The sequence below is a fragment of the Bartonella sp. AP150HLJHH genome (assembly GCF_042196385.1).
Taxonomy (GTDB): Bacteria; Pseudomonadota; Alphaproteobacteria; order Rhizobiales; family Rhizobiaceae; genus Bartonella.
The window spans coordinates 246,350-272,937 of sequence record NZ_JBHIQC010000001.1 but is presented as its reverse complement, the minus strand read 5'-3'; the positions used below and the strand labels follow the sequence as shown (position 1 = coordinate 272,937).

Sequence of the window (26,588 nt, the reverse complement as noted above, 5' to 3'; positions counted from 1 at the left end):
TAAACACTATACAGCCTGTTCTCCAATCAACCGCTTAAGCAACTCAAGTTCCTTAGCCAAGGTCTGATCACCACAAACCAAATCTTCAATTTTACGCACAGCGTGTAAAACTGTTGTATGATCTCGCCCACCAAAACGGCGCCCAATTTCTGGTAATGAGCGAGGAGTTAATACTTTTGCTAAATACATTGCAACTTGCCGTGGCTTCACAACCGTACGTGTTCGACGATTAGATAACAAGTCCTGTTTAGAAACATTATAATGGCGTGCTACCGTACGCTGAATTTCTTCAATCCGAATACGCTTAGGTTCACCAGGACGTGTCAAATGACCTAATAATTCATCAATCCGCTCTAAAGATAAATCAGACTCAAAAGATTGACGAAACAAGAGCTGATTAAACGCACCTTCAATATCACGCCCCGACCCTAAAACCGTTTTCGCAATATATTCCAAGATATCATCAGAAATTGATACCATGCCATCATCTTGTTGTGCCACCTTCAACCGCTGGCGCAACATTTGCAAACGCATTTCATAATCTGGTGCTTCAATTTCAAGAGCTACCCCTCCCTGAAGACGAGAGCGAACGCGAAGATCAAGCGATTCTAATTCTGCTGGTGGACGATCTGCAGCGACAACAACCTGTTTTGCACTATCAAGTAACATATTAAGCAAATGGCAAAACTCATGTTGTATCGACTTACCCTGCAAAAACTGCATATCATCAATAATCAAAAGGTCGATATCACGAAGCTGTTCTTTAAAAGAAAGAGCATCATTATCACGAATAGCTGTTGCAAAACGCCACATAAAATATTCAGCAGTTAAATAAATAACGCGCACAGACGTTAAACGCTTCAATGCAGAAGCAGCAATCGCTTGAAGCAAATGTGTTTTTCCTAAGCCAACAGATGCGTGAATAAAAAGAGGATTAAAACGTAAGGCACTTTTATGCCCCTCTGCAATGGAACGCGCAGCTGCTAAAGCAACACGATTAGAAGCCCCCTCAACAAAACTTTCAAAAGTATAGCGAGAATCAAGTGGAGATCCAAAAACTCCCGTTTGAGAATTCTTAACTGAATGCTCTGCGCAACTTTCAACAAAAGATGAAGTCGCCTGCTCCTCTAGCACAACAGGAGGAACACTTCTTTTACAAACGACATCTCTTGAAACGCGTTCCATACCACGAACAATAACTTCAACACGAAGAATTGCTGAATTCTCTTGTTTCCATAAATGAGTCAAAAGAGAACCATAGTGATTATTAATCCATGAACGTAAAAAAGCAGTAGGAACAGAAAGCTTTACAAGAGTATGACTATATTCAGCAAGCTTCACACGTCCAAACCAACTGGTATAAGCCTCAACACCAACCTGCACCTTTAATTGCGCCATAACACGTATAAAAGCCGCCGCACTTTCCTCCTCTGAAACAATAGAATGCCCTATAGAAGCATTTCTACAAACGTTCTCATCACTTTCCGTCATCCTATTCTTTATTATGTTCTCTGCCGACAGGATATTTACCGAAACCCTTTTAAAGGAACTAGCTTTAGAGTTCAATTTATCCACCATCTTCCATCCTGATAAAAATAAAATTTTGTCCTGCCAAACAACTAAAATAAATCTAGCGAAGGCAAAACGCCCTACCCCAAATAAGATTACTCACCCTCCCCTAGGATAGCCTCATCACAACCCCACTAACAAAGATGACCAATAAGATTTATTTGCACTCATGATATGACCCACCCTTCTAAAATGGTAAACATATCCATTAAGAAAACTAAAAAACCGTCAGAAAACCTCTCCAACACAAAAGTTTCGAAAAGCCTAAATCAAAACATCTTGTATTCAACAAAATACAGAATAATGCGCTGATGTGACCCCTTCATGCTTCTTAGTCTTCATAAGAACCATACAAAACAGCAGAGGTAAAATGCAAGAGGTCAAAATAAAATCAAAAAACCCAAAAAAAATGCTTATATTAATGAGGACTGAAAAAAATATTGATTCAATTCATTTTTTTTCTCTAAATTTACCAATAATTAAAGAATCTCTTCAGATTTAAAAAAAAAAATAAAATGCTTGACAAAAAAGACTCTGTACAAATCCACAAAGCTTGTGGATAACCATACCTCCCCCTATAAACTTTCTCTCCTTTTTCAAGTGGAGAATCATTATCGATTCTTATTTTCAATAGAAACTTTTTGAAATAATAAACAAAAAGCCAGCATCCTCATGGATACTGGCTTTGTTCTCAATTAAAGGAGAAAAGCTTAAACGCTGAGAGCCTTCAAACGTTTAGCTAAACGTGATACTTTCCTCGCAGCAGCATTTTTATGAAAAATCCCTTTAGAAACTGCACGCATAATTTCAGGCTCAAAATTCTTAAATGCAATCTCTGCAGATGCCTTATCGCCACCCGCTAAAGCGTCATCAAACTTACGTATAAAAGTACGAACGCGTGAACGGCGGGCCTTATTAACCTGTGTGCGCGCCGCAACCTTGCGCACCGCTTTTCGAGCAGAAGGTGTATTCGCCATAAATATAATCTCTCTTTCAACACCTTGGTAAAATGAGTCTCAATAACAACTCTACCAATATAAATAAATCCAACCCAAGCAAAACTATAAATCTGCCTATAACCGTGTGGATTATAGCGCAATCCTAAAGCTAACGTCAATTAGATTTTCAAAGATAGCCATAAAAAAACGAAGCTAAACTCTTTGATCCGCAACTTTATAGCTTAATAATAGATATTCCTTAACAAACAAAAGAATTTAAACGGCTAACTTACGCAAGACATATTGCAAAATTCCACCATGATGCAAATAATCTAGCTCATCTTCAGTATCAACACGGCATAATAATGGAACGGTTTTTACCGTACCATCAGAAAAAGTAATTTTCGCTACAGTCTTTTGACGAGGTTTCAAGTTATGAATCCCTTCAATTGTCACCTTTTCATCTCCCTTTAAGCCTAAAGATTTCCAACTTAGCCCCTCTTCAAAGACAAAAGGGACAATGCCCATACCAACAAGATTAGAGCGATGAATCCTTTCAAAAGACTGCACAATCACTGCTTTGACACCAAGAAGATTGGTCCCCTTGGCAGCCCAATCGCGGGATGATCCATTACCATATTCAATACCTGCAAAAACAACGAGTGGAATACCTTCTTGTTTATACGCCATTGCTGCATCGTAAATAGTTTGTTCTACCGCTGACGGATAATGAACCGTATAACCTCCTTCTCGACCATTTTCCCCTAACATGAAATTACGAATGCGAATATTGGCAAAGGTCCCACGCACCATAACTTCATGATTCCCACGACGCGTTCCATACTGATTAAAATCAGCCACTTTAACACCATGATCCATTAAATATTTTCCGGCAGGAGAAGCTGCTTTAATAGAACCAGCAGGAGAAATATGATCCGTCGTGATTTTATCACCAAATAAACCTAAAATCCGTGCATCTTTAATATCTGGTAAGATATCAGGTGTTTTCTGCATATCATCGAAATAAGGTGGATTGCGTACATAGGTGGATTGCTCATCCCAAGAATAGGTAGAACCCGTAGGAATCTGAACTTTTTGCCAATTTTTATCTCCCTTAAAAACATCTGCATACTTTTCGGCAAAAACCTTCCGCGTGACATTTTTTTCGATAAACTCCTGTATTTCTTGAGAAGTTGGCCAAATATCTCTCAAATAAATGGGATGGCCATTTGAATCTTCACCTAGAGGCTCCTTGGTTAAATCTTTACACACCGTCCCGATGAGCGCATGTGCAACAACTAACGGTGGTGAAGCTAAATAATTCGCTTGCACATCAGGGGAAACACGCCCTTCAAAATTACGATTTCCTGAAAGAACCGCAGATGCAATTATACCATTGTCATTAATCGTTTTGGAAATAGCTGGATGCAAAGGACCAGAATTCCCAATACATGTTGTGCACCCAAATCCTACTAAGTTAAATCCTAATGCATCTAAATCTTTTTGCAGACCCGAATTTTGAAGGTAAGCTTCAACGACTTGTGAACCAGGTGCAAGAGAAGTTTTTACCCATGGTTTACTCCTAAGACCCTTTGCCACAGCATTTCGTGCCAAAAGACCCGCAGCAATAAGAACACTTGGATTCGATGTATTCGTACACGACGTAATCGCAGCGATCACCACATCACCGTGACCAAGCGTATATTCTTCACCCTCAACCTGATAACGCTTATCTTGTCCAGAAGTCTTCTTATAGTCTTCGACCAATGCCTTCTCAAAACCCTGCCCAACATTTTCCAATGCAATACGTCCTTCAGGACGTTTAGGACCAGCCATAGAAGGGACAACGGTTCCCATATCTAATTCAATTGTATCACTAAAAATGGGATGAGCCACCATTTCATCATGCCACATCCCTTGTGCTTTGGTGTAAGCCTCCACTAAGGCAATCCGACTTTCATCACGCCCTGTCATATTGAGATAACGCACTGTCTCCTTATCAATTGGGAAAAAACCACACGTTGCTCCATATTCAGGTGCCATATTTCCAATCGTTGCCCGATCAGCAAGCGTCATATGCTCCAAACCAGGACCAAAAAACTCAACAAATTTACCGACAACACCCTTCCGACGTAGCATTTGGGTCACCGTTAATACGAGATCGGTGGCTGTTACACCTTCCTTAAGTTTACCTGTTAGACGAAAACCAATCACTTCAGGTAACAACATAGAAACAGGTTGGCCTAACATTGCTGCTTCTGCTTCAATACCACCAACACCCCAACCTAAAACCCCTAAACCATTTACCATAGTCGTATGCGAATCAGTTCCCACACAGGTGTCAGGATAAATCGTCTCACAGCCCTCTTCATTCTTCATCCATACACATTGTGCTAAATATTCTAAGTTAACCTGATGACAAATCCCTGTTCCTGGAGGAACAACGCGAAAATTTTGAAAGGCTTGTTGCCCCCATTTAAGGAAACGGTAGCGTTCACCATTACGTTCATATTCATGCTCAACGTTTTCCTTAAAAGCCATGGAATTGCCAAAAGCATCAACAATAACTGAGTGATCAATGATGAGATCAACGGGAATGAGAGGATTGATTTTTTCAGCGTTACCGCCAAGTTTAACCATAGCATCACGCATTGCAGAAAGATCAACAACTGCTGGAACACCTGTAAAATCCTGCATAAGAACACGTGCAGGACGGTAAGCAATTTCTGCCCCAGCGCTCCCTTTGTCGTTTAACCACTTAGCAACATTGAAGATATCCTCTTTTTTAACTGTGCGACCATCTTCGAATCGCAATAAATTTTCGAGAATAACTTTCATCGAAAACGGTAAACGAGAAACACCTTCAAGTCCGTTCTTCTCCGCTTCAATCAAGCTATAATAAGTATATTCTTTGCCACCAACATTTAATACTCTACGACAATTAAAGCTATCAATTTGAGTCATGACTGTCCACCCTCATACTATAACCACCCAATTTCCAGGAATGAACAACACAAACTACGAGTCAAGGTCGCAGCTTGAGCGCAGACGCAATTACCTCCGCCATCCATTTCCCCTCCACCCTCTAGGCATAATGCGGAAATCAGCGCCAGAAACCATTTTACACCAGATATTGATGCAAGGCATCCCTTATAGAACTATTTCTAGAACTATTCTAGGTACAATTGCATAAAAAATGTGTTTTTTATTCTATAATGCAATAAAGAATATGAAAATAAAAACAAAATAGGCAATCACATGGTGTTATCAGGCAAAGATTTAGCCGCTTACAGAAACGAGGAAATTCTGTTTCAAGGTCTTTCTTTTTGTTTATTTTCACAGCAACTTATGACAATCACCGGTCCTAATGGTATCGGAAAGTCTACATTACTCCGAATCATTGTCGGTCTTCTTGAGGCTGCTGAAGGTTATATAATACTTAAAGACCATGATCAAATATACCCTGTTGCAACTGCTTGTCATTATCTTGGTCCTCAAAATGCTATGAAACCTCTCTTATCTGTTATTGATAATTTGCAATTTTGGGCAGATTTTTACGGTCAACATTTACGTTTTGCGCATGAAGCTCTTGCCGATATTGGTCTTTCTAACCTTGAACATTTACCCTTTAACGCTCTGTCAACTGGACAACAAAGACGCGTAGCTATTGCTCGCCTTTTGCTCTCCTATCGTCCTCTTTGGATTTTAGATGAACCAATATCTGGGCTTGATAACCATGCTCAAAAACTCCTTGCTCGTATTTTCCAGCGTCATCTCAATCAAGGTGGTATGATTATCGCTGCAACTCATAATTCCATAGGCATTCCAGAAAACCATAAAATCGCTCTGGAAAAATTTTTACCTCTCTAGGAGAGAATAAAATGAAAGCACTGTTCTGGCGTGATCTTAAACTATTATTAGCGCTACAAGCCACTTCACTAACAGGATTATTGTTTTTTATCGCTGTTGTTGTCATAACCCCCTTTGCCATTGGACCAGATCCCAAAACTCTTGCACAAATAGGACCAGGTATATTGTGGTTTGGGGCCCTTCTTGCAGGACTCCTCAATCTGAACAAACTTTTCCAAATCGATCGCGATGATGGTAATCTCGACCAATTTATCCTTTCAGGAAAAAGACAAAGTTTTACACTAATTGTCTTTACAAAATGTCTTGCCCATTGGGTAGGAACAATGCTTCCTCTTATTTTTGCCACACCTATTTTAGCCCTCATGCTCCATTTAGATGTAGTAATAACTTTTACAACAATACTTACGCTTTTATGCGGAACACCAGCTATTATTTTTATTGGTGCTATAGGCGCTGCACTCGCAACCTCATTGTTGCACAGTACTTTGCTTATTTTTATCATTATCTTGCCGTGGATCATTCCAATTATGATTTTTGGTGTTTCCGCTGCTACAGCCCCAATAAACCCAAATACCTCTTTTCTCACTTCTCTAGCTCTTCTCAGCGCTTTTTCACTTCTTTTGAGTCTCTTTAGCTCTTTTGTTGCTGCGATAACGCTTAAACTTTTATCAGAATAATAAAAGATGATTGCCGCATAGCAAAACTCTGCCTATTATGAATTTTATGAATAAACTATCTCGTACATATAAAATCAGGTTACTCCCTGCAAGTTTCACCCTTTTCATGAAAATAAGCAGAGTCGTCTTACCTTGGTTGGTCGGCATAACATTGTGTTTCCTTATCTTAGGGCTTATTCTAGTGATGCATTCCCCTGATGACTATCAACAAGGCATTACTGTTAAGATTATGTACCTTCATGTACCCTTTGCGTGGTTGTCTACATTCTGCTATGTAACGATGAGTGCAGCGGCTTTAGGAAACCTGATTTGGAAATATCATCTTGCTGATGTAGCACTTAAATGTGGAGCGCCTATTGGGGCAATTTTTACCGCCTTGGCTCTCATTACAGGAGCGCTTTGGGGGCGACCTACATGGGGAACATGGTGGGTTTGGGATGCACGATTAACATCAGTTTTAATTCTGCTTTTTATCTATCTCTCCATTATCCTGCTTGGGCGTGCTTTTGACAACCAAGTAAAAGCCGCTCGTGCTACTGCAATTCTTACACTTGTTGGATTTGTTAATATCCCTGTTATTAAATTTTCCGTTAATTGGTGGAATACATTGCATCAACCAGCATCATTGTTACGTGCTGGAGGATCAACAATCGACAATGCTATGTTATGGCCCCTTATAACAATGCTCTTTTGTTTCATCTTTATGTTTATTGCTCTTTATTTGATGGCTATGCGAAATGAAATCAATCGTCATTATATCCGAATACTTCAGATTAAAAAATCCCGTCGTGCACAACAACAGGACGCTTCATCATGCTCGACCTAAATGGCATCCACGGCGGACTTTTAGGAAATCTATCTCAGAAAATTGATTTTTTCCTGAGCACCCTTAAACACGAGCAAATTGTTGTTTTAAGCTATGTGCTTTCTGCAATATCCCTCTTATGTCTTATTGGATATATTCTTTGCAAAGCCCTATACCAAAAAAAAATTCTCCAACAGCTAAACAAAAAAGAGCTGTCCCAAAAAGAAAAGTATAATGAAAAACATCCCTCTAAAACTTAAAAAAAATATATCTTTACCTGTTCTGCTTGTTTTTTTTGGACCATTTGTGCTTTTTCTTCTTCTCATGATGTTTTTTTTCAACTTTATGGATAAAAAACACCTTCAAGATTCTTCTCTTCTCCCAAACGCATTGGCTGAAAAACCTGCTCCCAATATTCATCTTCCTCTTCTTGATAAAGAAAGTTATCTCAATTCAAAACAGTTTAAAGGACGTGTTACATTGGTCAATTTTTGGGGCTCTTGGTGTTTGCCCTGTCGCGAAGAGCATCCTATTCTTATGCAAATTGCACAAGATAAACGTTTTGATCTGATTGGTATTAATTACAAAGACAATAAAACAAACGCCCTGCGCTTTTTAAACAGTTTTGGTAATCCTTTTAAATTTATTGGCTTTGATGTTTCAGGATATACAGCTATTGACTGGGGGGTGTATGGACCACCAGAAACCTTTCTCTTGAATAAAGAGAGTATTATTATTGCCAAACATGCTGGTCCCTTAACATGGCAAATTTATCAAAAAAAAATTCTACCAAAAATTGAACAAGCGATTATGACAGAAGACAAATAAAATATCGACATATTGATTTTAAATAATTTTTACCATTTTTATCTATTAAATGAAAACACCGAATACTATGAGATTTTTTCAAATTTCTTTATGTTGAATTAAAAAAATGTTTAAGAAAAGGCTAAAAATACTTTTTATGAATCATCTAAATATGAAAATAATTGGCAATATTTTAAGTTGAAAAATATAATAATGCAAACTTGTAAGTAAAAACATCCAGTTTTACCACGCTATGTATGCCGTTTTATAGAGCACCACCATTTTTACGCTTAATATAAATAGCAAGCTATTATCACCACACATTTTGCCAGCTCTGGGGTATTACGACATAGCCTTGGCACTTGAGACGATTCAGAAGGATTTTTACACCTTTTTTCGTGTTTTACCCCCACGCCAGCTCTGCTTGTAACGTGCAAGAAAGTGATTTTAATTGATGCAATATAAAAGAGATTTGCCATGAGAGAACTTTACAATATTCTGGACTCTCATTCAACATGCAAAACGATAAATTACTATTATAAATCAATATATTGAAGGTACTGTATGATATTAATACTGATTGCAAAAGAAAGATCATTGGCATACATCGAAAAAAGCTAAAGAAAGAAATATTCTAGAAGTTCATATGAGCTTATGCGTAAACTTTTATGACGCAAATAAAATAGGCTTTTGTTGCAATCATCATTTTTTAATGAAAAATGTTTGATTATGTTTTTTCTTCCAAAAATTCTTGCGCTGTAAAACGATACATTTTTGAGCAAAATTCACATGTAACTGAAATATATTTATTTTGAACCATTTTATTGCGTTCATCAATAGAAAAGCCTTCTAGGATTCCTTTAATTTTTTCGTGTGAACAAGAACATTGATCAACAAGAGAAAAAGGGTTAAAAACTCTAACACCTTGTTCATGAAAAAGACGGAACAAGAGCTGTTTACTACCGACCTGGGGATCCGTTAATTCTGAACTTTCAATCGTTTTCATGAGTATTTTAGCTTCCTGCCATTGGTTATCCAATTGGATATGAGTTTTCGTTTCTTCTCGCTTGTGATGAGGGGTATCTATTTTATGATGAGACGATGATTGGGGCAAAAGTTGGGTCAAAATACCTCCAGCTCGCCAGCTTTTCTGCGGTTTTCCTTGTTGGTCACGATTAATTAATATAGCAACAGCCAAACGGATATCGGTAGGAATTTGTTCTGATTGATCAAAATAAATACGAGAAGCTTCTTGTAAATTTGATCCATCTAATGCAACTATCCCTTGATAAGGTTGCATATGGGGACCTTGATCAATTGTGAAAGCTAAAGTGCCTTTTCCTAAAAGTATTTCTGAAGAGATTTGATTATTGTCTATGGCTTGTTTAAGCTGTTCCTTATCAAAACGAGCGTATCCACGTAAACTGGAAGGAGGCGAAAAATCGCACACCAACATATTAACTGGTCCATCGGAATGAGTTTGTAAAATAAATTTTCCCGTAAGTTTTAGAGAAGTTCCAAGCAGAACCGTTAAAAGTAAAGCTTCTGCTAGAAGATAAGAAACCGGTTCAGGGTATTGATGTCTTGTGAGAATAGAATTTAAAGTTTCCCCAAGTTGTACGGCACGTCCACGGATATCAAGTTCTTCAACTTGAAAGGGAATAACACTATCATCTTCATGCAAAAAGTTGTTGTTGAGAGAGGCTTCATCTTTAGCTTGTTCACTCATAGCTTTGCCTTTTTTATATAATTTGTTGTAGGGAGGCTATTGTGGAGAGAAAAACGCATCTTGTAAACACCAAGAAAGAATTGCTTTTTGAGCATGAAGACGATTTTCAGCCTCATCGAAAACAACGGAGTGCGGTCCATCAATCACAGAATCAACCACTTCTTCACCACGATGAGCAGGAAGACAATGCATAAAAAGAGCATCAGGTTTTGCTAATTTCATGAGAGATTCATTGACTTGATAAGGCTGAAAAATAGAACGACTGCGAGCACGAAATTCTTGTCCCATGGAGACCCATGTGTCGGTCATAATACAATCAGCATCTTGAGCTGCTTTTTGGGGATCATGGGTTAGCATAAGATGTGCTCCTCGCTCACGTGCCCAATGTATAAATTTTTCCTGTGGTTCACTGCCCTTTGGAGTAGCAATACGCAAATGAAAACCAAAAAGAGCTGCGGCTTCAATTAAGGAATGGAGCACATTATTACCGTCCCCCATCCACGCAAATATTTTACCAGAAATAGGCCCCCGATGCTCCTCATAGGTTAAGATATCTGCTAGAATTTGGCAAGGATGTGTATCATCTGTAAGGGCATTAATGACAGGAATTTGTGCATATTGTGCCAATTCAAGCATACGTTGGTGTTTCGTTGTTCGCAATATCACAATATCCACAAAACGGGATAAAACGCGCGCCGTATCAGCTATGGTTTCACTATGACCAAGTTGCATCTCTGAACCCGTGAGCATGATCGTATCTCCGCCAAGCTGGCGCATACTGATATCGAATGAAATACGGGTTCGTGTGGATGGTTTTTCAAAAATCATCGCGAGTGTTTTACCTATAAAAGGTTTTGAACCTTTTCCTGCCTTAAAAGATGCTTTAAGAATTTTTGCATAATCAATCAGTGCACGCGCCATTGCTGGCGTTAAAATGGATAAATCCGTGAAATGACGAAGAGCATTTGTCATATGTGTGATATTTGTCTTTCTTTATTTATTTGCGAAAGATAGGAAATTGCTTTTTCAATACGATGCAAACTTTCATCTATTTCTTCTTCCCTAATGATAAGAGGAGGCAATAAGCGCACAACATTGTTGTTGGCTGCAACGCTTAAGAGATATTCATTTTCCAAAGCATTAACGACAAGATTTGAAGGCACAACACATTGAATACCCAACATAAGCCCCATCCCCTGAACTGCGCAGATAATATCAGGATAGATATTGAGAATGTGCAAAAGCCCACTTTTTAGTTTATCACCCATGCGCTGAACATGGATGAGAAAACTTGGCTCTAACAAAACATCAAGAACACTATTTCCTACAGCCATTCCAAGCAAATTTCCTCCAAAGGTTGATCCATGCGTTCCAAGTATCATACTTTTTGCAACTTTATCCGTTGCAAGGCAAGCGCCCAATGGAAATCCACCTCCTAGTCCTTTTGCGAGGGTAAGAATATCAGGCGTGACATCACTCCATTCATAAGCAAAAAGCTTTCCTGTTCGTCCCATGCCCGTTTGCACTTCATCCAAAATCAACAACAGACCATTATCATCGCATATTTTACGCAAAAATCTTAAATATTCATGAGAAACCGTTCGTATTCCTCCTTCTCCTTGAATAGGTTCAATAAGAATAGCGGCGGTATTTTTATTAATAGCGTTACGCAAAGCGATTTCATCACAAAAAGGTACTTGAATAAATCCACCAGCTTTAGGTCCAAAGCCTTCAAGATACTTTTCATGCCCAGTCGCAGCAAGTGCAGCAAGTGTACGTCCATGAAATGCCCCTTCAAAAGTAATTATTTCAATGCGTTCTGAATGACCAGCAGCATAGTAATAATGGCGTGCCGTTTTGAATGCGCACTCCAATGCTTCAGTGCCTGAATTGCAGAAAAAAACCTTATCCGCAAAACTATTTGCACAAAGCCGCGTGGCAAAAGATGCTTGTTCAGGAGATTGAAAAATATTAGAAACATGCCAAAGTTTTTCAGCTTGTATCTTGAGCGTATCAACCAATTTTGGATGTGAATATCCTAATGCATTAACAGCAATGCCAGATGTGAAATCAAGATAATGGTCTCCTTTATCGGAAATAAGCCATACACCATGCCCCTGTTCAAAATGCAAATTTCGTCTTGCGAAGCATTCATAAAGTGGTTGTATAGAGACGGCATCCATCATAATTCCCTTTATATTTTAGTCTTTTCAATATATATATAAAGCAACACTACAAATAAAACAGCATGGTATATTTCGTTACGGTGCTTTCAACATTTCATTACGATTAGTGATTACACCTATAGAATAGATCATTACACCAATTGAAAAAAAGTCAATGAAGGTTCTACAAATAAGCATTTTGGGAAAAAGCCTTAAACAAAAGTGAAAGTTTAACCTATGATTGATTTGCAAGTTGGGGAAAACATTCTAAATAAACTCTTCAAGAGGTAAAGACTCTTGTCATAGAGTGAGTGCATATTGTAATTTACAATATAATAAGCAAGATGATGTGTTTTGATTTGTAAATCCACAGGTTGGATGATTTTTTTATGCTCACGTAGAGTGTAAAGTTCTTTCATTCAGCGTAATGAAAACATTATTTAAACATTTGAAGATGCAACGGGGGAGAGCATCTTAGTGACGTAATCGGAATGGAGTGCTGGTATGGGTTGGACATGTGAACGCGTTGAGCTTCTTAAAAAGCTTTGGAGTGAAGGGTTAAGTGCAAGTCAAATTGCTGCTCAATTAGGTGGGGTCAGCAGAAATGCAGTCATCGGCAAAGTACATCGATTAAAGTTACCAGGACGTGGTAAGACAGCACAAGGAAGCACGCGTGCGCAAAAAACTCCCGTGGGAAGTAGCAGCCCATCATCTCCACGTGTGCGTCGCAACACATCCACGGTATCGCCAATAAACACATCATCTGTAAGTATTGAAGAAACCGCTTTAAAGACAGAATTTGTAGTGGAAGATGTAAAAGAAGTTGATATGTCCACAAAATCCAATGTAGTTGTGCCTATATCACGTCAACTTAATCTTCTACAATTGAGTGAAAATACATGTAGATGGCCGGTTGGCGATCCATTATCAGCAGATTTTCATTTTTGTGGTGCAGATTCTGATGAAAATAGCCCCTATTGTGCCTTTCATGCTAAGCTAGCATTTCAACCAATATCTGAAAGACGTCGGATAAGAGTGTAATATCCTCAATTGAATCTCGTATTCTACGCCTTCTGCGCTTCGCTATTAAATTTTAATTATCGAATTATTATGAGAAAGAAATTTAATGGAGCTTTTAATAAATGAAAAAATTTCTTCATGAAACTATTCAACGAAACTGTATCTTTTGGTGCTATTGCGCAGCTGTGTGTTGTAAAGTTATATTCCTGTTTATTTTCACAATTTTCTTTAATTTAGTTGTACTGCTTTTAACACTATCCATAGTGACATCTTTTGAATAAGCTAGTTTCTCAATTTCTCATGTTTTTATTCTTCGTGTATTTATATAGAGTAATGCTGTGGTTTATAAAAATAATTTATCGCTTTGCAACCTGAATGAGATCCATTTATATCTCTCTCATTTTAAGTCCTCTTATATTGAATCAATCAAAATCTTTTGTTTGGGCGTCACGAGCGAGATGAGAACTGTGGAGAGTTAAAAACACTTAAAGAAAAGCATGCCTCTTATAAATGCTTTCAAGTGCCAAGGACTTAAAGGGTTGTTGCAACATTGGGAGATGGCAAAGTGTGTGGTGATGCCAGATTGCCCTTTTATTAAGTATAAAGATAGGGTGTGCTTCATGGATTTATCATTATACTCTTCATGGATGCCGTCGCAAAATAGGCTTGGGAGCGTTGAGAGATGTTTCTTTAAAACAAGCCTGTGAATATATGCAATTCAATATCATTCTGTTTTGCGTGAGGGATGTGCCCCGTTAAAGAATGCGATAAACAAAAGCGTGAAGCAATACGTAGAATGTAAAATAATATCTTTATAATTTTTTATAAAAAATTATAAAGAAGGGAATATTGTATTCAAGGCTCTTACGAAATATACAAAAACAATAAATTATAAGTATAAATAAATATAAAATCTAGAGCGACCACAATAACATCACTTTCCTTCTCCCGACACAAAACGGCGCAACCAAACATAAAGCGCACCTTCTCCGCCATGCTGACGCGCTGCTTGCTCAAACGCGTGGACATAGTATCGAAAAGCTGGTGTTGATAACCAATACGGAACAAATCTATACAAAGCTCCATCGCTCCCAACGGATCGTCCTTTTCCTGTAATCACAAGGACATAACGCAATCCTCTCTGCTGAGAGGACTGTAGAAATTTTTTTAAGAAAAAATAAGCTTCTTCCTGCATATAACCATGGAGATCAAGACGCGCCTCAAGAGGACAACGACCTTGGGAAATTTTACGATATGCAACATGATCAAAGAAATGAATCTTTTGTGCTTGTGTAACTGACCTCTTTTCTCTTTTAATAATTGTCGAGGGTTGTTGATTTTCCTGAGACAATGAGGAGATTTGAGTTACAGGCTGTTTTTTATCATTAATATTTGCAATAGTTTCTGAAGCAGAAGAGAGCATCTTACCGTGAAGCGGTGTTATCGTACGACAAACCATCTCCCATAAAAGACGATCTTGTGAAGCCAATAAATCTCTTTTTTGTCTCCATTTACTTGAGGACATTTTAATTTCTCATAAATCATTGAATGCTTATGGAAGAAAAACAAAAAGTATTTTAATTTTCATTTTCTGTAGCAAAAAGCTTCCAGTTGGGATCTGACGATAAACTATTGCGAACAAAAGTCCAAATATCCCTGATTTCTACAATAGCATCAGGATCACCGTCTATACGCTCGCCCTGTTCATTATAAGTAACAGAAATCATCTCACTGACAATACGTATCGTTAAAAGTTCATCTTTTTCTTGTATTGCCGCCGCAACAAATTCGGCCTTATTAATTCCAACAAAAGTGAATTCTATTCTTTCTTTATTTTTTTCTCGTTGCTCAATAGCCATACAAAAGCTCTCAAAAACATCCTGACAAAGCAAGCTTTTAAGTTGATTGCGATCACCTTTGGCAAAAGCTGTTACAATCATTTCATACGCAATTTGTGCACCTTTTATAAAAAGTTGAGGAGAAAAATGAGGATCAATTCTATGCAATTCCCGCAAATTTTTATTCAAAACACTCCCCTCCGGTGAAATTTTATCAATTTCACTAAAGTCGTCTTTTTGTGAATTTTTCTGATGAGGGAACGAAACAATATTATCAGCCGTTTCTGCTTCAACTTGTTTTTTAGAACGTCGTGAATAAGGATCAAAGGGTGGCTTTTCAAACCCAATTCGTTTCCCTAATACATTACGGAGTTGCACAAAAATAACAACCATAACAACAAGAGCTATGACAAGTATAACGTCAAATTCCATAGGCGCTGTCAATCTCCAAAGCTTAAGTCTCTAATAAACATTGCAGTCAATACCATTTATCAATAAATATGTAAAATAAGGAATCTTATCATTCAAATATTTTTATAGATTTTGTATTTAAACGGAGTTCTCTTAAGAATTTCTCCCCCCTACTCATCTAGAAGGAAACTTTCATGTGATAAAACTTTATTCTATAAATCCTCGTTTTTTTGTTGTTATCTTTCTTTGCATTCTTTTAATCGAGATTGCTGGTTTTATCTTTGTTGGTCAAGAAATTGGTATTTTGGCAACCTTGAGCTTGGTTATTCTCACAACCATAGTTGGGGTTGTTTTATTGCGAATTCAAGGGATTAGCCTCTTAAAAAATATACAAAATGAACTTATCCAAGGACGCACATTAGAAAATAATATTATTAATGATGCTTTCATCATGTTTAGTGCAATTTTACTTATTCTTCCCGGCTTTGTAACTGACCTCTTGGGAATATTACTTCTTATTAAACCAATTCACTCTGTTGCTTGGCATTTCTTTGCATCATTAAAAAACAAAATGAATCCCAATACTAAAAGAAAAAATGACTCTGAAAAAATAATTGATCTAAAAGCAGAAGATTACACAATTCATGATACGACAGAATCTCCATGGCGCAAAAATGATGATAACCATTGAAATGCCTAAAAAATCTGTAACAAACTAAAAAAATATTCAAGATAAAGAGCGCATTTCTTGCAACCTTTTGCAAGGCGTGATAACCAATCTGGTCTTTAGATCTAAAATAAATATACATATTATAATGGAAGAGGTTTGTCGTATGGCCGAAGATGAAATGAATAACAGTGGTGGAGAGTCGGTTTTTGCTGTATTAACTCAATATTTAAAAGATTTATCATTCGAAAACCCTGGTGCTCCTCGTTCATTACGTGCACGTGAAAAATCACCACAAATTGATATCAATATTAACGTCAATGCTAACCCAATTGGTGATGACAATTATGATGTCGTTTTGTCTCTCTCCGTCAAAGCCAATGATGAAACTGAAACCTTATTTCATGTAGAACTTATTTACGGTGGTGTTTTTCACCTTAAAAACATTCCACAAGAACATGTTATGCCACTGGTCTTTATTGAATGTCCCCGTCTTTTATTTCCATTTGCTCGCCAAATTATATCTGATGCTACTCAAAGTGGTGGTTTTCCACCTTTGTGGATTGATCCTATCGATTTTGCAGCACTCTTCCAAAAGCGTCTTTCTGAAGAGCAAAAAGACAATCCAATACAGCCCTCTTAAAAAATTTATTTTTTTTGCTATCAAAAAGCCCCTTGATATATTATTGGTATATTAGGGGCTTTTTTCCTTTAGACGACTTTTGCGGCATGATAAGCCGCAAGCATTGCAATATTGACAACATCTGTATCGCTTCCACTAAACGGTACAATTTGGACAGATTTTTCCAATCCAATTAAAATAGGACCAATGATAGTTGCTTCACCGAGTTCTTGTAACATTTTGCTTGCAATGGAAGATGCGTGATATCCAGGCATAACCAAAATGTTAGCAGGCTCCGTTAATCCCATAAATGGATATTGCTGCATCAATTTGGAATTGAGTGCCACATCAGCACTCATTTCTCCATCAAACTCAAAATCAACTTTGCGTTCATGCAAAATATTAATCGCATCCTGAATTTGCTGCGTCGTCTTCCCTTTCATATAACTAAATGTAGAAAATGCTAAAAATGCTACCCGTGGTTGATATCCAAATCCTCGCACAAATGAAGCTGCTTGTTCAGCTATATCTGCAAGTTCTTCAGCATTAGGATTTTCATAAACGGCTGTATCCGTAATAAACACAATTCGTCCACGGCAAATAGCCATTGAAATACCAATCAATCGTTCTTTTGGTTTTTCATCAATTGCACGACGTATATCGATCAACGCTGTTTCATAATTGCGTGTCACCCCTGTAACCATTGCATCAGCATCTCCTAGTGCCACCATACACGCAGCAAAATAATTGCGATCATTATTGATACGACGATGACAATCACGCAACAGCCAACCTTGACGCTGCATTTTTTTATAAAGATAATTCGCATAAGCATCTGTACGGCAAGAAAGCTTAGCATTCATAATAGAAATACCTTCACGCTCCAGATCAATTCCAGCGATAACAGCCGCTTCTCTTACTTGCTCTTCACGACCAACCAAAATTGCTTGTCCCAATTTTTGATGAACATAGGAAACGGCTGCCCGCATAACTTGCTCTTCTTCACCTTCTGCAAATACAATTTGTTTTGGCGCTTGACGAACATGGTTATAAACCCTACGCATCATCGAGGAAGTAGGATCACGTCTCGCATTCAAATCGCGCTCATAGGCCTCTAAATCATCTATGTTCTTTTGCGCAACACCGCTTTCCATTGCTGCTTTTGCTACCGCTATTGAAACAACCGTAAATAAACGCGGATCAAAAGGAACAGGGATGATATAGTTAGGACCAAACTTTAATCGCTTTCCATAATAAGCTTCTGCAACGCTGTCAGGCACTTCTTCATGCGCTAAATTAGCAAGAGCCTTTGCCGCAGCAATCTTCATGGCTTCATTAATAACTCTTGCACGCACATCAAGCGCACCACGAAATATATAAGGAAAACAAAGAACATTATTAATCTGATTTGGATAATCGGAACGCCCTGTTGCGACAATGGCATCATGACGCACTTGCATAACCTCTTCCGGCGTAATTTCTGGATCGGGATTAGCCATAGCAAAAATGATCGGCTGGGGTGCCATGGATCTTACCATTTCAGGAGTAAGAGCACCTTTAGCAGAAACCCCAAAAAATATATCTGCACCTTCCATTGCTTCCATAAGCGTACGTTTATCTGTTTGAATAGCATGCGCAGATTTCCACTGATTCATTCCCTCTTTGCGGCCTTCATAGACCACACCCTTTGTGTCACATAATATGATATTTTCGGAACGAAAGCCCATCGCTTTAATCAGTTCAATACAAGCAATCCCTGCAGAACCAGCACCATTACAGACTAACCGCGTATTTTGCATATCGCGCCCTGTTAAAGTCAAAGCATTGAGAACACCCGCAGCAACAATAATCGCTGTACCGTGTTGATCATCGTGAAAAACAGGTACATTCATCACCTCGCGTAGGCGGCTTTCAATCATAAAGCACTCTGGCGCCTTAATGTCTTCAAGATTAATTCCACCAAAAGAAGGTTCTAAATGACGCACTAAATTGATAAAACTTTCTGTATCGTTTATATCAATTTCTAAATCAATGGAATCAATATCCGCAAAACGCTTAAACAGCACTGCTTTGCCTTCCATGACCGGCTTAGAGGCAAGTGCACCTAAATTGCCTAACCCTAAAATAGCTGTACCATTTGAAATAACAGCAACAAGATTGCCTTTTGCTGTATAATCATAAGCTAGCGCTGGATTTTGAGCAATTGCCTTAACTGGAACGGCAACACCTGGTGAATAAGCAAGTGCTAAATCATGCTGTGTTGCCATAGACTTTGTTGCAACAATCTCAAGCTTTCCTGGTCGACCACGACTATGAAAATCTAGAGCTTCTCTTTCGCTCGCACTGTAAACAGTTTGAGACATTTTCTGATCTTGCTCGCTCTTTTTCATCTCACTTTATTTTCTCCAAAAACAGTGTAAATTCTGCTTGATAATGCGTATAGTCATTAAATTTGATTCATATATTAGAAATCGCTATTCTTGCCTTAGCAAATCTGATGATGCGTTGCAATTTAGAGATAAATAGATATTGAAGTAAACAAAAAAGAGTAAAAACTTCACTTAAAGGAAACAGGCCTCGTACAAATGGATAAAAAAAACAATCATAAAAATAATTTAATTCCACAGCCTGCCTCCCCATCTGCTTCCTCTCAAGAACGTCTTACACCTATGATGGAGCAGTACATAGAAATCAAAGCCGTCCATCATGATTCCCTTCTCTTTTACCGAATGGGGGATTTTTATGAATTATTTTTTAATGATGCGATTGAAGCTGCTCAGGCCTTAGGAATTACACTCACAGCACGTGGAAAACATTTAGGACAAGATATTCCTATGTGTGGTGTTCCCGTTCATGCTGCTGATGATTATTTACAAAAACTGATTGCTTGTGGTTACCGAGTTGCTGTTTGTGAACAAATAGAAGATCCTGCTGAAGCAAAAAAACGTGGCTCAAAATCTGTTGTTCGGCGTGATGTTGTTCGCCTTGTAACACCAGGAACAATAACAGAAGAAAAACTCCTTGATCCAACACGCGCAAATTATTTGATGACACTTTCCCGTATAAAAACTAGCGATGGAGAGGAATTTGCTCTTTCTTGGATTGATATCTCAACAGGCATATTTCGTGTAACAGAAAGCCGCCAAGAAAAACTTTTAGCAGATATTATGCGTGTTGATCCACAAGAAATCATTGTTGCTGATTCATTTTTTCATGATAAATCTCACAAGTCACTTTTTAGTGTTCTTGATCGTATCGTTTCACCTCAACCTGCTTGTCTCTTTGATGCACTCACCGCTGAACGCGATATTTGCAATTATTTTAAACTCTCAACTCTTGAAGGCGTTGCCGATTATTCACGCTGTGAACTCTCTGCAATTGTAGCTGCTATTCGTTATATCGAAAAAACACAAATCACACATCGCCCTCCCCTCATGCAGCCTGAGCGCCAAAATGAAAGTGCGACTCTTTTTATTGATGCCGCAACCAGATTAAGCCTTGAACTTATTCGTACGACATCAGGTCAACGGGATGGAAGTTTATTAAAAGCTATTGATCGCACTGTAACAGGAGGAGGATCACGCCTTCTTATTGACCGCCTTATTGCTCCCCTCACCACTCCTTCAGCTATTGATACGCGTTTGGATTCTATCGATTTTTTTCTACGTAATCCTTCTCTTGCAGAAGCGATAAAGCTTATTTTAAAGGGGGGACCAGATATGCCCCGCGCCGTTTCACGTTTGGCTCTTGGACGAGGAGGTCCCCGTGATATGGCGACAATCCAGCGTGGCTTTGAAATCATTCGTGAATTGCATCAACTTCTTGATAATGAGCTTCTGCCTCAAGAAATAAGTGATGTACAACAGGTGTTCTCAAAATTACCCACAGCGTTATACTTTCATTTAGAACAGGCATTAGCTGATGATCTCCCACTCCTTAAACGTGATGGTGGTTTTATTCGTTCTAATTATCATAAAGAGCTCGATGAAATGCGTGCTTTACGTGATGAATCTCGCCGTGTCATTGCTGAGCTTCAAGCGCAATATGCCCAAGAAACAGATATTAAGACGCTTAAAATAAAGCATAATAATATTCTAGGTTATTTCATTGAAGTAACCAGCACACAAGCATCTTCCCTTACAAATAATCCACAAGCTAAAGCACGTTTTATTCATCGGCAAACAATGGCAAACGCTATGCGTTTTACGACAACAGAGCTCGCTGACCTTGAAAGCCGTATTGCCCATGCTGCCAATCACGCATTGACACTTGAACTAGAGATTTTTGATATTCTCGTTCATGAAATTACCGAACAAGTTGATTTTATTCGTAAAGCCTCTGAAGCACTTGCTATTTTAGATGTCTCTGTCGCTTTAGCATATCTTGCTGAAGAACAAGGATATTGCCGCCCTAAAATTGATCTTTCACTTACCTTTCGCATTACAGCAGGACGCCATCCTGTCGTCGAGCAAGCACTCCGCAAACAAGCAGCAGAACCTTTTATTGCCAATAATTGTGATCTCTCTGTGCAAGAAAATCAGCAATATGCAGCAATCTGGCTGTTGACAGGGCCTAATATGGGAGGAAAATCAACTTTTTTGCGGCAAAATGCTCTTATTGCTATTATGGCGCAAATGGGGTCCTTCGTTCCAGCAACTTCAGCACATATTGGTGTTGTAGATCGCCTATTTAGTCGCGTTGGAGCTTCCGATGATCTTGCACGAGGGCGCTCAACCTTTATGATGGAAATGGTTGAAACAGCAACGATTCTCAATCATGCTAGCCACCATTCCCTTGTTATTCTTGATGAAATAGGACGTGGAACATCAACCTTTGATGGACTTTCTATTGCTTGGGCTGCTGTTGAATATCTCCATGAAGTTAACCATTGTCGTGCTATTCTCGCTACCCATTTTCATGAAATGACCGCACTTACCGAAAAACTTGACAGACTGCATAATGTAACCATGAAAGTCAAAAACTGGGATGGTGATGTAGTTTTTCTTCATGAGGTCACACCAGGAGCGGCTGACCGTTCCTATGGTGTACAAGTCGCAAAGCTTGCTGGACTTCCCCCAGCCGTTATTACACGAGCAACAGATGTACTCCATCAATTAGAACAAGGCGAAATGGCTGGAAAAGGACATAAACTCATTGATGATTTACCACTCTTTTCTCTTAAAGCAACATCTCCCGTCAATGAAGCAAAAAACAAACATTGTATACTTCACGAAGCTTTAAAAAATATTCATCCCGATGAACTCTCTCCTAAACAAGCTTTAGAAGCAATTTACCACCTCAAACAGCTTGAAAAGAGTAACCCTTTATAGAAAACAGATGTTATTTTTTATTAAAAAACCTTCTTAATAGGAGATAACGTAACCATTTTTGATATACCACAGCATAAACAGTTATTTATCGTATTCCCATCGCTTTTCTACATAATATATTTTGATAAGTGTAATTGCCTATAGGCAAAACCCTATGCATTATATTTCATATTCCCTTAGATTAATATTGGCTCTTATACAAAAAATTGGTCAAGATCGACTATTTTTACAAGATAGTCGTTTTTTGTAAAGATTGTCATAGTCGTTTTTTGTAAAGATTGTCATGAAATCTCCTCCACGTTGCAAATACGCCATATTTAATGAATTATGCTTTTTCACGATCAATATTATTGTTATCATAGCAATATTTTTAGTTTAAAACTGTCAGTGTTGGAATACCATCCCATTTTGCATAATAAATTCATGGATAATGGGTCTCGTATTTTCTTCACATTTTAAGTTATTCTTCACATTTTAAGTTATAAAGAGCTCTTTTACTGTTTTCATATGAAACATATAATCAGATATATCACAGCTGTACTTTATTTTCATAAACATCCTTCAACTCCTTCCCACACCTTAATGGATAAGGATTTTCATTCGAATCAAGTCTGCAAATAGTCCAACTTCTAACGGATTTTCCTTGACTTCCTAATCATGCGCTTCTCTTAAACTCAAAGCTTTACAAACAAGTCTAAGAATATTCACCACACACTAAAAACACACTTAATATTTAAGGAAGATGCCGTATATCACAGTCCTAAATGACAGTGTTTTACGGTACAACAAGATAATGCCACCAGTACAATAAATATCTTTCATAAATATGAGTAATAAGAAATCATAATCTCATATAAGATTGGAATATGATATGAAAAGTAATTATACTGTATCTGTTTTACATAGCTGCTAAAATAAGCAATCTACCGCAGTTTTTAGTTGTATTGATAGCTTTTTAATCATACTCATCATGACTCGAAATATTCTGATAAGTTCATAAACTCATAAAATAATTAGCTTAGAATATCGTGCAAAAGATGCAAAAAATCAGAGCACTATCTCTATTCAACTCATCAAATATTACGTACTGCACCCTTTGCAGCAGATGTGGTCATCGCTGCATAGGCTTTGAGAGCCTTTGAAACTTTACGCTGACGCTTCTCAATCGGTTGCCAAGCGCCTTTTCCTTTTGCTTCCATCTTAGAACGGCGCTGCTTCATCTCAACGTCATCCACCAACATATGAATTCTACGATTTGGAATATCAATTTCTATGATATCCCCCTCTTCCACCAACGCAATTGCTCCTCCTTCAGCAGCTTCTGGTGAAATATGTCCTATTGAGAGCCCTGAACTTCCACCTGAAAAACGTCCATCTGTAACAAGTGCACAAACCTTGCCTAATCCTTTAGATTTGAGATAACTCGTTGGATAAAGCATTTCTTGCATTCCAGGTCCACCACGTGGGCCTTCATAACGGATTAAAACAATTTCACCTGTTTTAATCTTATCAGTTAATATAGCTGAAACAGCTGAATCTTGGCTTTCAAAAATTCTTGCCGGACCTTTAAAAGTTAAAATTGATTGATCAACGCCTGCTGTTTTTACAATGCAGCCATCTTTTGCAAGATTTCCATAAAGAACTGCCAATCCTCCATCTTGTGAATATGCGTGTTCCCTATCGCGAATCACACCTTTTTCACGATCAAGGTCAAGGGTCTCATAGCGACAAGATTGACTAAAAGCTGTCTGTGTTGGAATACCACCTGGAGCGGCACGATAAAATGCATGAACTGTTGGCTCATTAGTTTGCTTTACATCCCAGCAGTAAAGAGCTTCTTTCATTGTTTTTGCGTGAACCGTATAAGTTGATGTATCAATGAGTCCTGCCGCATCCAGTTCACCTAAAAGCCCCATAATACCACCAGCGCGATGAACATCTTCCATATGTACATTTGCAACAGCAGGAGCAACCTTACATAAAACAGGAACACAACGTGAAAGATGATCAATATCCGTCATGGTAAAATCCACCTCACCTTCTTGCGCTGCAGCTAAAAGATGCAGTACTGTATTGGTTGATCCCCCCATGGCAATATCAACGGTCATTGCATTTTCAAAAGCCTTGCGTGAAGCAATAGAGCGCGGCAAAACTGTTTCATCATCTTCTTCATAATAACGTTTAACCAATGCAACAATCTGTTTTCCAGCTTCTTCAAAAAGCATTCGTCGATCTGCATGTGTTGCTAACATTGATCCATTTCCGGGAAGAGAAAGCCCCAATGCTTCCGTTAAGCAATTCATAGAATTGGCCGTAAACATTCCTGAACAAGAACCACATGTAGGACAAGCAGCACGCTCCATTTCAGCAACTTCTTCTTCTGAATTTTGTTCTGAAGCTGCTGCAACCATGGCATCGACCAAATCAACCGTTAGATCTTGATCCTTCCATTTAATCTTACCTGCTTCCATAGGACCGCCTGAAACAAAGATTGTCGGAATATTCAACCGTAAAGCAGCCATTAACATACCAGGCGTAATTTTGTCACAATTAGAAATACAAACAAGTGCATCTGCACAATGTGCATTAACCATATACTCTACAGAATCAGCAATGATTTCACGTGAGGGCAACGAATAGAGCATTCCATCGTGCCCCATCGCAATTCCATCATCTACAGCAATGGTATTAAATTCTTTCGCAACACCACCGGCAACTGCTATCTGTTGTGCGACTAATTGCCCAAGATCTTTTAAATGGACATGCCCTGGTACAAATTGTGTAAAAGAATTCGCAATCGCAATAATGGGTTTACCAAAATCAGTATCTTTCATCCCTGTTGCACGCCAAAGTCCCCGGGCTCCTGCCATATTACGCCCGTGGGTCGATATCCTTGAACGGTAAGAAGGCATTATTTTTTTCCCCTCAAATAATTCCATTTTGCTTGTTGTGCTGTAACTTCATTATAAAAACAAGAGCTTTAATATTCAAAAGAGAAAAATACCTTGTACTGCGGCATTTGAAGCACAAAATTAAAAGCTCTGCATAAACTTTTTCATAAAGCCTTTGTTTTTTATTACCTGTTAATCAACATCTAATCCCTGTGCGAGTCCACGTTTGAGACAAATATCAAAACGCTTCAGTATGACACGAACTGTTCCAGATTTTTGTATGCCAGATTTGGTTAGTATATTGCATCTATCTGTTTGCGTAATTTCTGGAATTGGAAAGAATATAAAGAAATCGTGATAAAAATCTATCATCTCCTTATAATTCAGCTTTACACCTTTCAAACGCATTCATAAAAATATCTTTTAAATAATGATGACGCATTATCTCATGCTTTTGTTTTTACACTCTTCAATAGAGCTACTCCTCTCAGGAAGAACAAAACACACCAAACAAAATACACTTGTATAGCCTTTATACTCATTGCACTCGAGCCCATTTCACGATAGCGCCTATGAATGGTATAACAGCCCCCGTGAATAATATAAATCTATAAGGGACATCTTCACACTTATGAAGAAGAAAACTGACACCATCATACATTTTTTTATCCCCATATCGTGAACGTCCTTGGTAATTGAGACAATTAAAAAGAGATATTTTTATTCCTTTCTTCAAGTGTTTTTATCCACATGGCTCTCCCTGCTTATGACATCAAGCAAGTGACTTTAATTGTTTCAATATAAGAAGATCTCAAATGAGAGAACCTTATGATATTTGGGACTCTCATTCCAGTTGTAAAAAATTAATTATGAATATAAATCAATACTTAATCTAATTATAACTCACATTACACCCTTTACGAAAAAACAGATAGAATTTATAAAGAGTACAGCTTTTTCTCGTAAGGTAATCTAGTGCAGAGTTACAATTTGTAGTTCATGCTCATTGGCTCCAGCAAGGGCGATAGAACGCTCATCGGATAAAATGATAGGATAACCTGTTTCACCAAAGAGAGCCCATATCGTAATGCCTGGGGTCATTGGTGGAAGATCTGGAAAGTTTTTAGCCAGATCATCTGTACAAACTTTTTTTAAATAGGCAATCTGTCCCGCATCAGAGTAGGATGTGTTCTGAAACGACAAGTTTTGTTTGTGTTCTCCCATTTCACTGTTCCTTTACGCCTTAACT

Annotated in this window: 21 protein-coding genes; 9 read left to right on the top strand and 12 right to left on the bottom strand. The window is 38.2% G+C overall.

What is annotated here, in order from left to right; genetic code table 11:
- Positions 1-6: 6 nt before the first annotated feature.
- The 3 genes from dnaA to acnA form a co-directional block, all read right to left on the bottom strand.
- Entirely contained in the window at positions 7-1,578 is a 1,572-nt protein-coding gene (gene dnaA / locus ACFING_RS01030) for a chromosomal replication initiator protein DnaA (RefSeq protein ID WP_375620839.1), read from the bottom strand.
- Positions 1,579-2,279: 701 nt separating this feature from the next.
- A complete protein-coding gene (rpsT, locus tag ACFING_RS01025; protein WP_375620840.1) occupies positions 2,280-2,546 on the bottom strand; it encodes a 30S ribosomal protein S20 in 267 nt (88 codons plus the stop codon).
- 237 nt (positions 2,547-2,783) lie between these two features.
- Complete coding sequence (gene acnA, locus ACFING_RS01020) at positions 2,784-5,471, bottom strand: aconitate hydratase AcnA (protein ID WP_375629256.1); 2,688 nt, start codon at positions 5,469-5,471, stop codon at positions 2,784-2,786.
- A gap of 294 nt (positions 5,472-5,765) precedes the next feature.
- Here acnA and ccmA point away from each other — a divergent pair, with 294 nt between their 5' ends.
- The 5 genes from ccmA to ACFING_RS00995 are packed head-to-tail and all read left to right on the top strand — an operon-like array spanning position 5,766 to position 8,687.
- Positions 5,766-6,377 (top strand): heme ABC exporter ATP-binding protein CcmA, encoded by a 612-nt coding sequence (ccmA, locus tag ACFING_RS01015; RefSeq protein WP_375629253.1) that lies wholly within the window; start codon positions 5,766-5,768, stop codon positions 6,375-6,377.
- Between the two features lie 11 nt (positions 6,378-6,388).
- Positions 6,389-7,054 (top strand): heme exporter protein CcmB, encoded by a 666-nt coding sequence (ccmB, locus tag ACFING_RS01010; protein WP_375611427.1) that lies wholly within the window; start codon positions 6,389-6,391, stop codon positions 7,052-7,054.
- Positions 7,055-7,100: 46 nt separating this feature from the next.
- Entirely contained in the window at positions 7,101-7,880 is a 780-nt protein-coding gene (locus ACFING_RS01005; protein WP_375629250.1) for a heme ABC transporter permease, read from the top strand.
- Complete coding sequence (locus ACFING_RS01000) at positions 7,868-8,119, top strand: hypothetical protein (protein ID WP_375612828.1); 252 nt, start codon at positions 7,868-7,870, stop codon at positions 8,117-8,119. Before ACFING_RS01005 ends, ACFING_RS01000 begins: the two co-directional genes overlap by 13 nt.
- The gene (locus tag ACFING_RS00995; RefSeq protein WP_375620841.1) at positions 8,094-8,687 is read left to right on the top strand and encodes a DsbE family thiol:disulfide interchange protein; all 594 of its coding nucleotides are present in this window, start codon (positions 8,094-8,096) and stop codon (positions 8,685-8,687) included. The genes ACFING_RS01000 and ACFING_RS00995 overlap by 26 nt, the downstream gene beginning before the upstream one ends.
- Before the next feature lie 706 nt (positions 8,688-9,393).
- Here ACFING_RS00995 and ACFING_RS00990 read toward each other — a convergent pair.
- Genes ACFING_RS00990 through ACFING_RS00980 form a run of 3 tightly spaced genes read right to left on the bottom strand, consistent with a single transcriptional unit; the run spans position 9,394 to position 12,578 of the window.
- A complete protein-coding gene (locus tag ACFING_RS00990) occupies positions 9,394-10,395 on the bottom strand; it encodes an Hsp33 family molecular chaperone (protein ID WP_375629247.1) in 1,002 nt (333 codons plus the stop codon).
- A gap of 36 nt (positions 10,396-10,431) precedes the next feature.
- Positions 10,432-11,367: an ornithine carbamoyltransferase gene (gene argF, locus ACFING_RS00985; protein ID WP_375629244.1), complete on the bottom strand. Its 936-nt coding sequence runs from the start codon at positions 11,365-11,367 to the stop codon at positions 10,432-10,434.
- On the bottom strand, positions 11,364-12,578 hold the full coding sequence (locus ACFING_RS00980) for an aspartate aminotransferase family protein (protein ID WP_375629317.1): 1,215 nt from the start codon (positions 12,576-12,578) through the stop codon (positions 11,364-11,366). The genes argF and ACFING_RS00980 overlap by 4 nt, the downstream gene beginning before the upstream one ends.
- Before the next feature lie 486 nt (positions 12,579-13,064).
- Between ACFING_RS00980 and ACFING_RS00975 the strand changes: the two genes are divergently transcribed.
- Positions 13,065-13,601 (top strand): GcrA family cell cycle regulator, encoded by a 537-nt coding sequence (locus tag ACFING_RS00975; RefSeq protein WP_375617530.1) that lies wholly within the window; start codon positions 13,065-13,067, stop codon positions 13,599-13,601.
- A gap of 913 nt (positions 13,602-14,514) precedes the next feature.
- Here ACFING_RS00975 and ACFING_RS00970 read toward each other — a convergent pair.
- The gene (locus tag ACFING_RS00970) at positions 14,515-15,105 is read right to left on the bottom strand and encodes a Smr/MutS family protein (RefSeq protein WP_375611420.1); all 591 of its coding nucleotides are present in this window, start codon (positions 15,103-15,105) and stop codon (positions 14,515-14,517) included.
- 52 nt (positions 15,106-15,157) lie between these two features.
- Positions 15,158-15,850 carry a Tim44/TimA family putative adaptor protein gene (locus ACFING_RS00965; RefSeq protein ID WP_375620844.1) on the bottom strand — a complete coding sequence of 231 codons (693 nt, stop codon included), beginning with the start codon at positions 15,848-15,850 and terminating at the stop codon, positions 15,158-15,160.
- A gap of 175 nt (positions 15,851-16,025) precedes the next feature.
- Between ACFING_RS00965 and ACFING_RS00960 the strand changes: the two genes are divergently transcribed.
- Together ACFING_RS00960 and secB are read left to right on the top strand one after the other, a co-directional pair.
- Entirely contained in the window at positions 16,026-16,520 is a 495-nt protein-coding gene (locus ACFING_RS00960) for an FxsA family protein (RefSeq protein WP_375629241.1), read from the top strand.
- 142 nt (positions 16,521-16,662) lie between these two features.
- Positions 16,663-17,139: a protein-export chaperone SecB gene (gene secB / locus ACFING_RS00955; protein WP_375629238.1), complete on the top strand. Its 477-nt coding sequence runs from the start codon at positions 16,663-16,665 to the stop codon at positions 17,137-17,139.
- A 68-nt stretch (positions 17,140-17,207) separates the two neighbouring features.
- Here the strand turns inward: secB and ACFING_RS00950 are convergent, their stop codons facing one another.
- On the bottom strand, positions 17,208-19,508 hold the full coding sequence (locus ACFING_RS00950; RefSeq protein WP_375629235.1) for an NADP-dependent malic enzyme: 2,301 nt from the start codon (positions 19,506-19,508) through the stop codon (positions 17,208-17,210).
- A 195-nt stretch (positions 19,509-19,703) separates the two neighbouring features.
- Here ACFING_RS00950 and mutS point away from each other — a divergent pair, with 195 nt between their 5' ends.
- The gene (gene mutS, locus ACFING_RS00945) at positions 19,704-22,448 is read left to right on the top strand and encodes a DNA mismatch repair protein MutS (protein ID WP_375620846.1); all 2,745 of its coding nucleotides are present in this window, start codon (positions 19,704-19,706) and stop codon (positions 22,446-22,448) included.
- A gap of 1,073 nt (positions 22,449-23,521) precedes the next feature.
- On the opposite strand, the gene ilvD is transcribed toward mutS, so the two are convergent.
- From ilvD to ACFING_RS00930, 3 genes are all read right to left on the bottom strand, one after another.
- A complete protein-coding gene (gene ilvD, locus ACFING_RS00940; RefSeq protein ID WP_375629232.1) occupies positions 23,522-25,360 on the bottom strand; it encodes a dihydroxy-acid dehydratase in 1,839 nt (612 codons plus the stop codon).
- Positions 25,361-25,531: 171 nt separating this feature from the next.
- Entirely contained in the window at positions 25,532-25,711 is a 180-nt protein-coding gene (locus tag ACFING_RS00935) for a hypothetical protein (protein WP_375611413.1), read from the bottom strand.
- Positions 25,712-26,311: 600 nt separating this feature from the next.
- Positions 26,312-26,563 carry a DUF1150 domain-containing protein gene (locus ACFING_RS00930; protein WP_012754519.1) on the bottom strand — a complete coding sequence of 84 codons (252 nt, stop codon included), beginning with the start codon at positions 26,561-26,563 and terminating at the stop codon, positions 26,312-26,314.
- Positions 26,564-26,588: the final 25 nt, after the last annotated feature.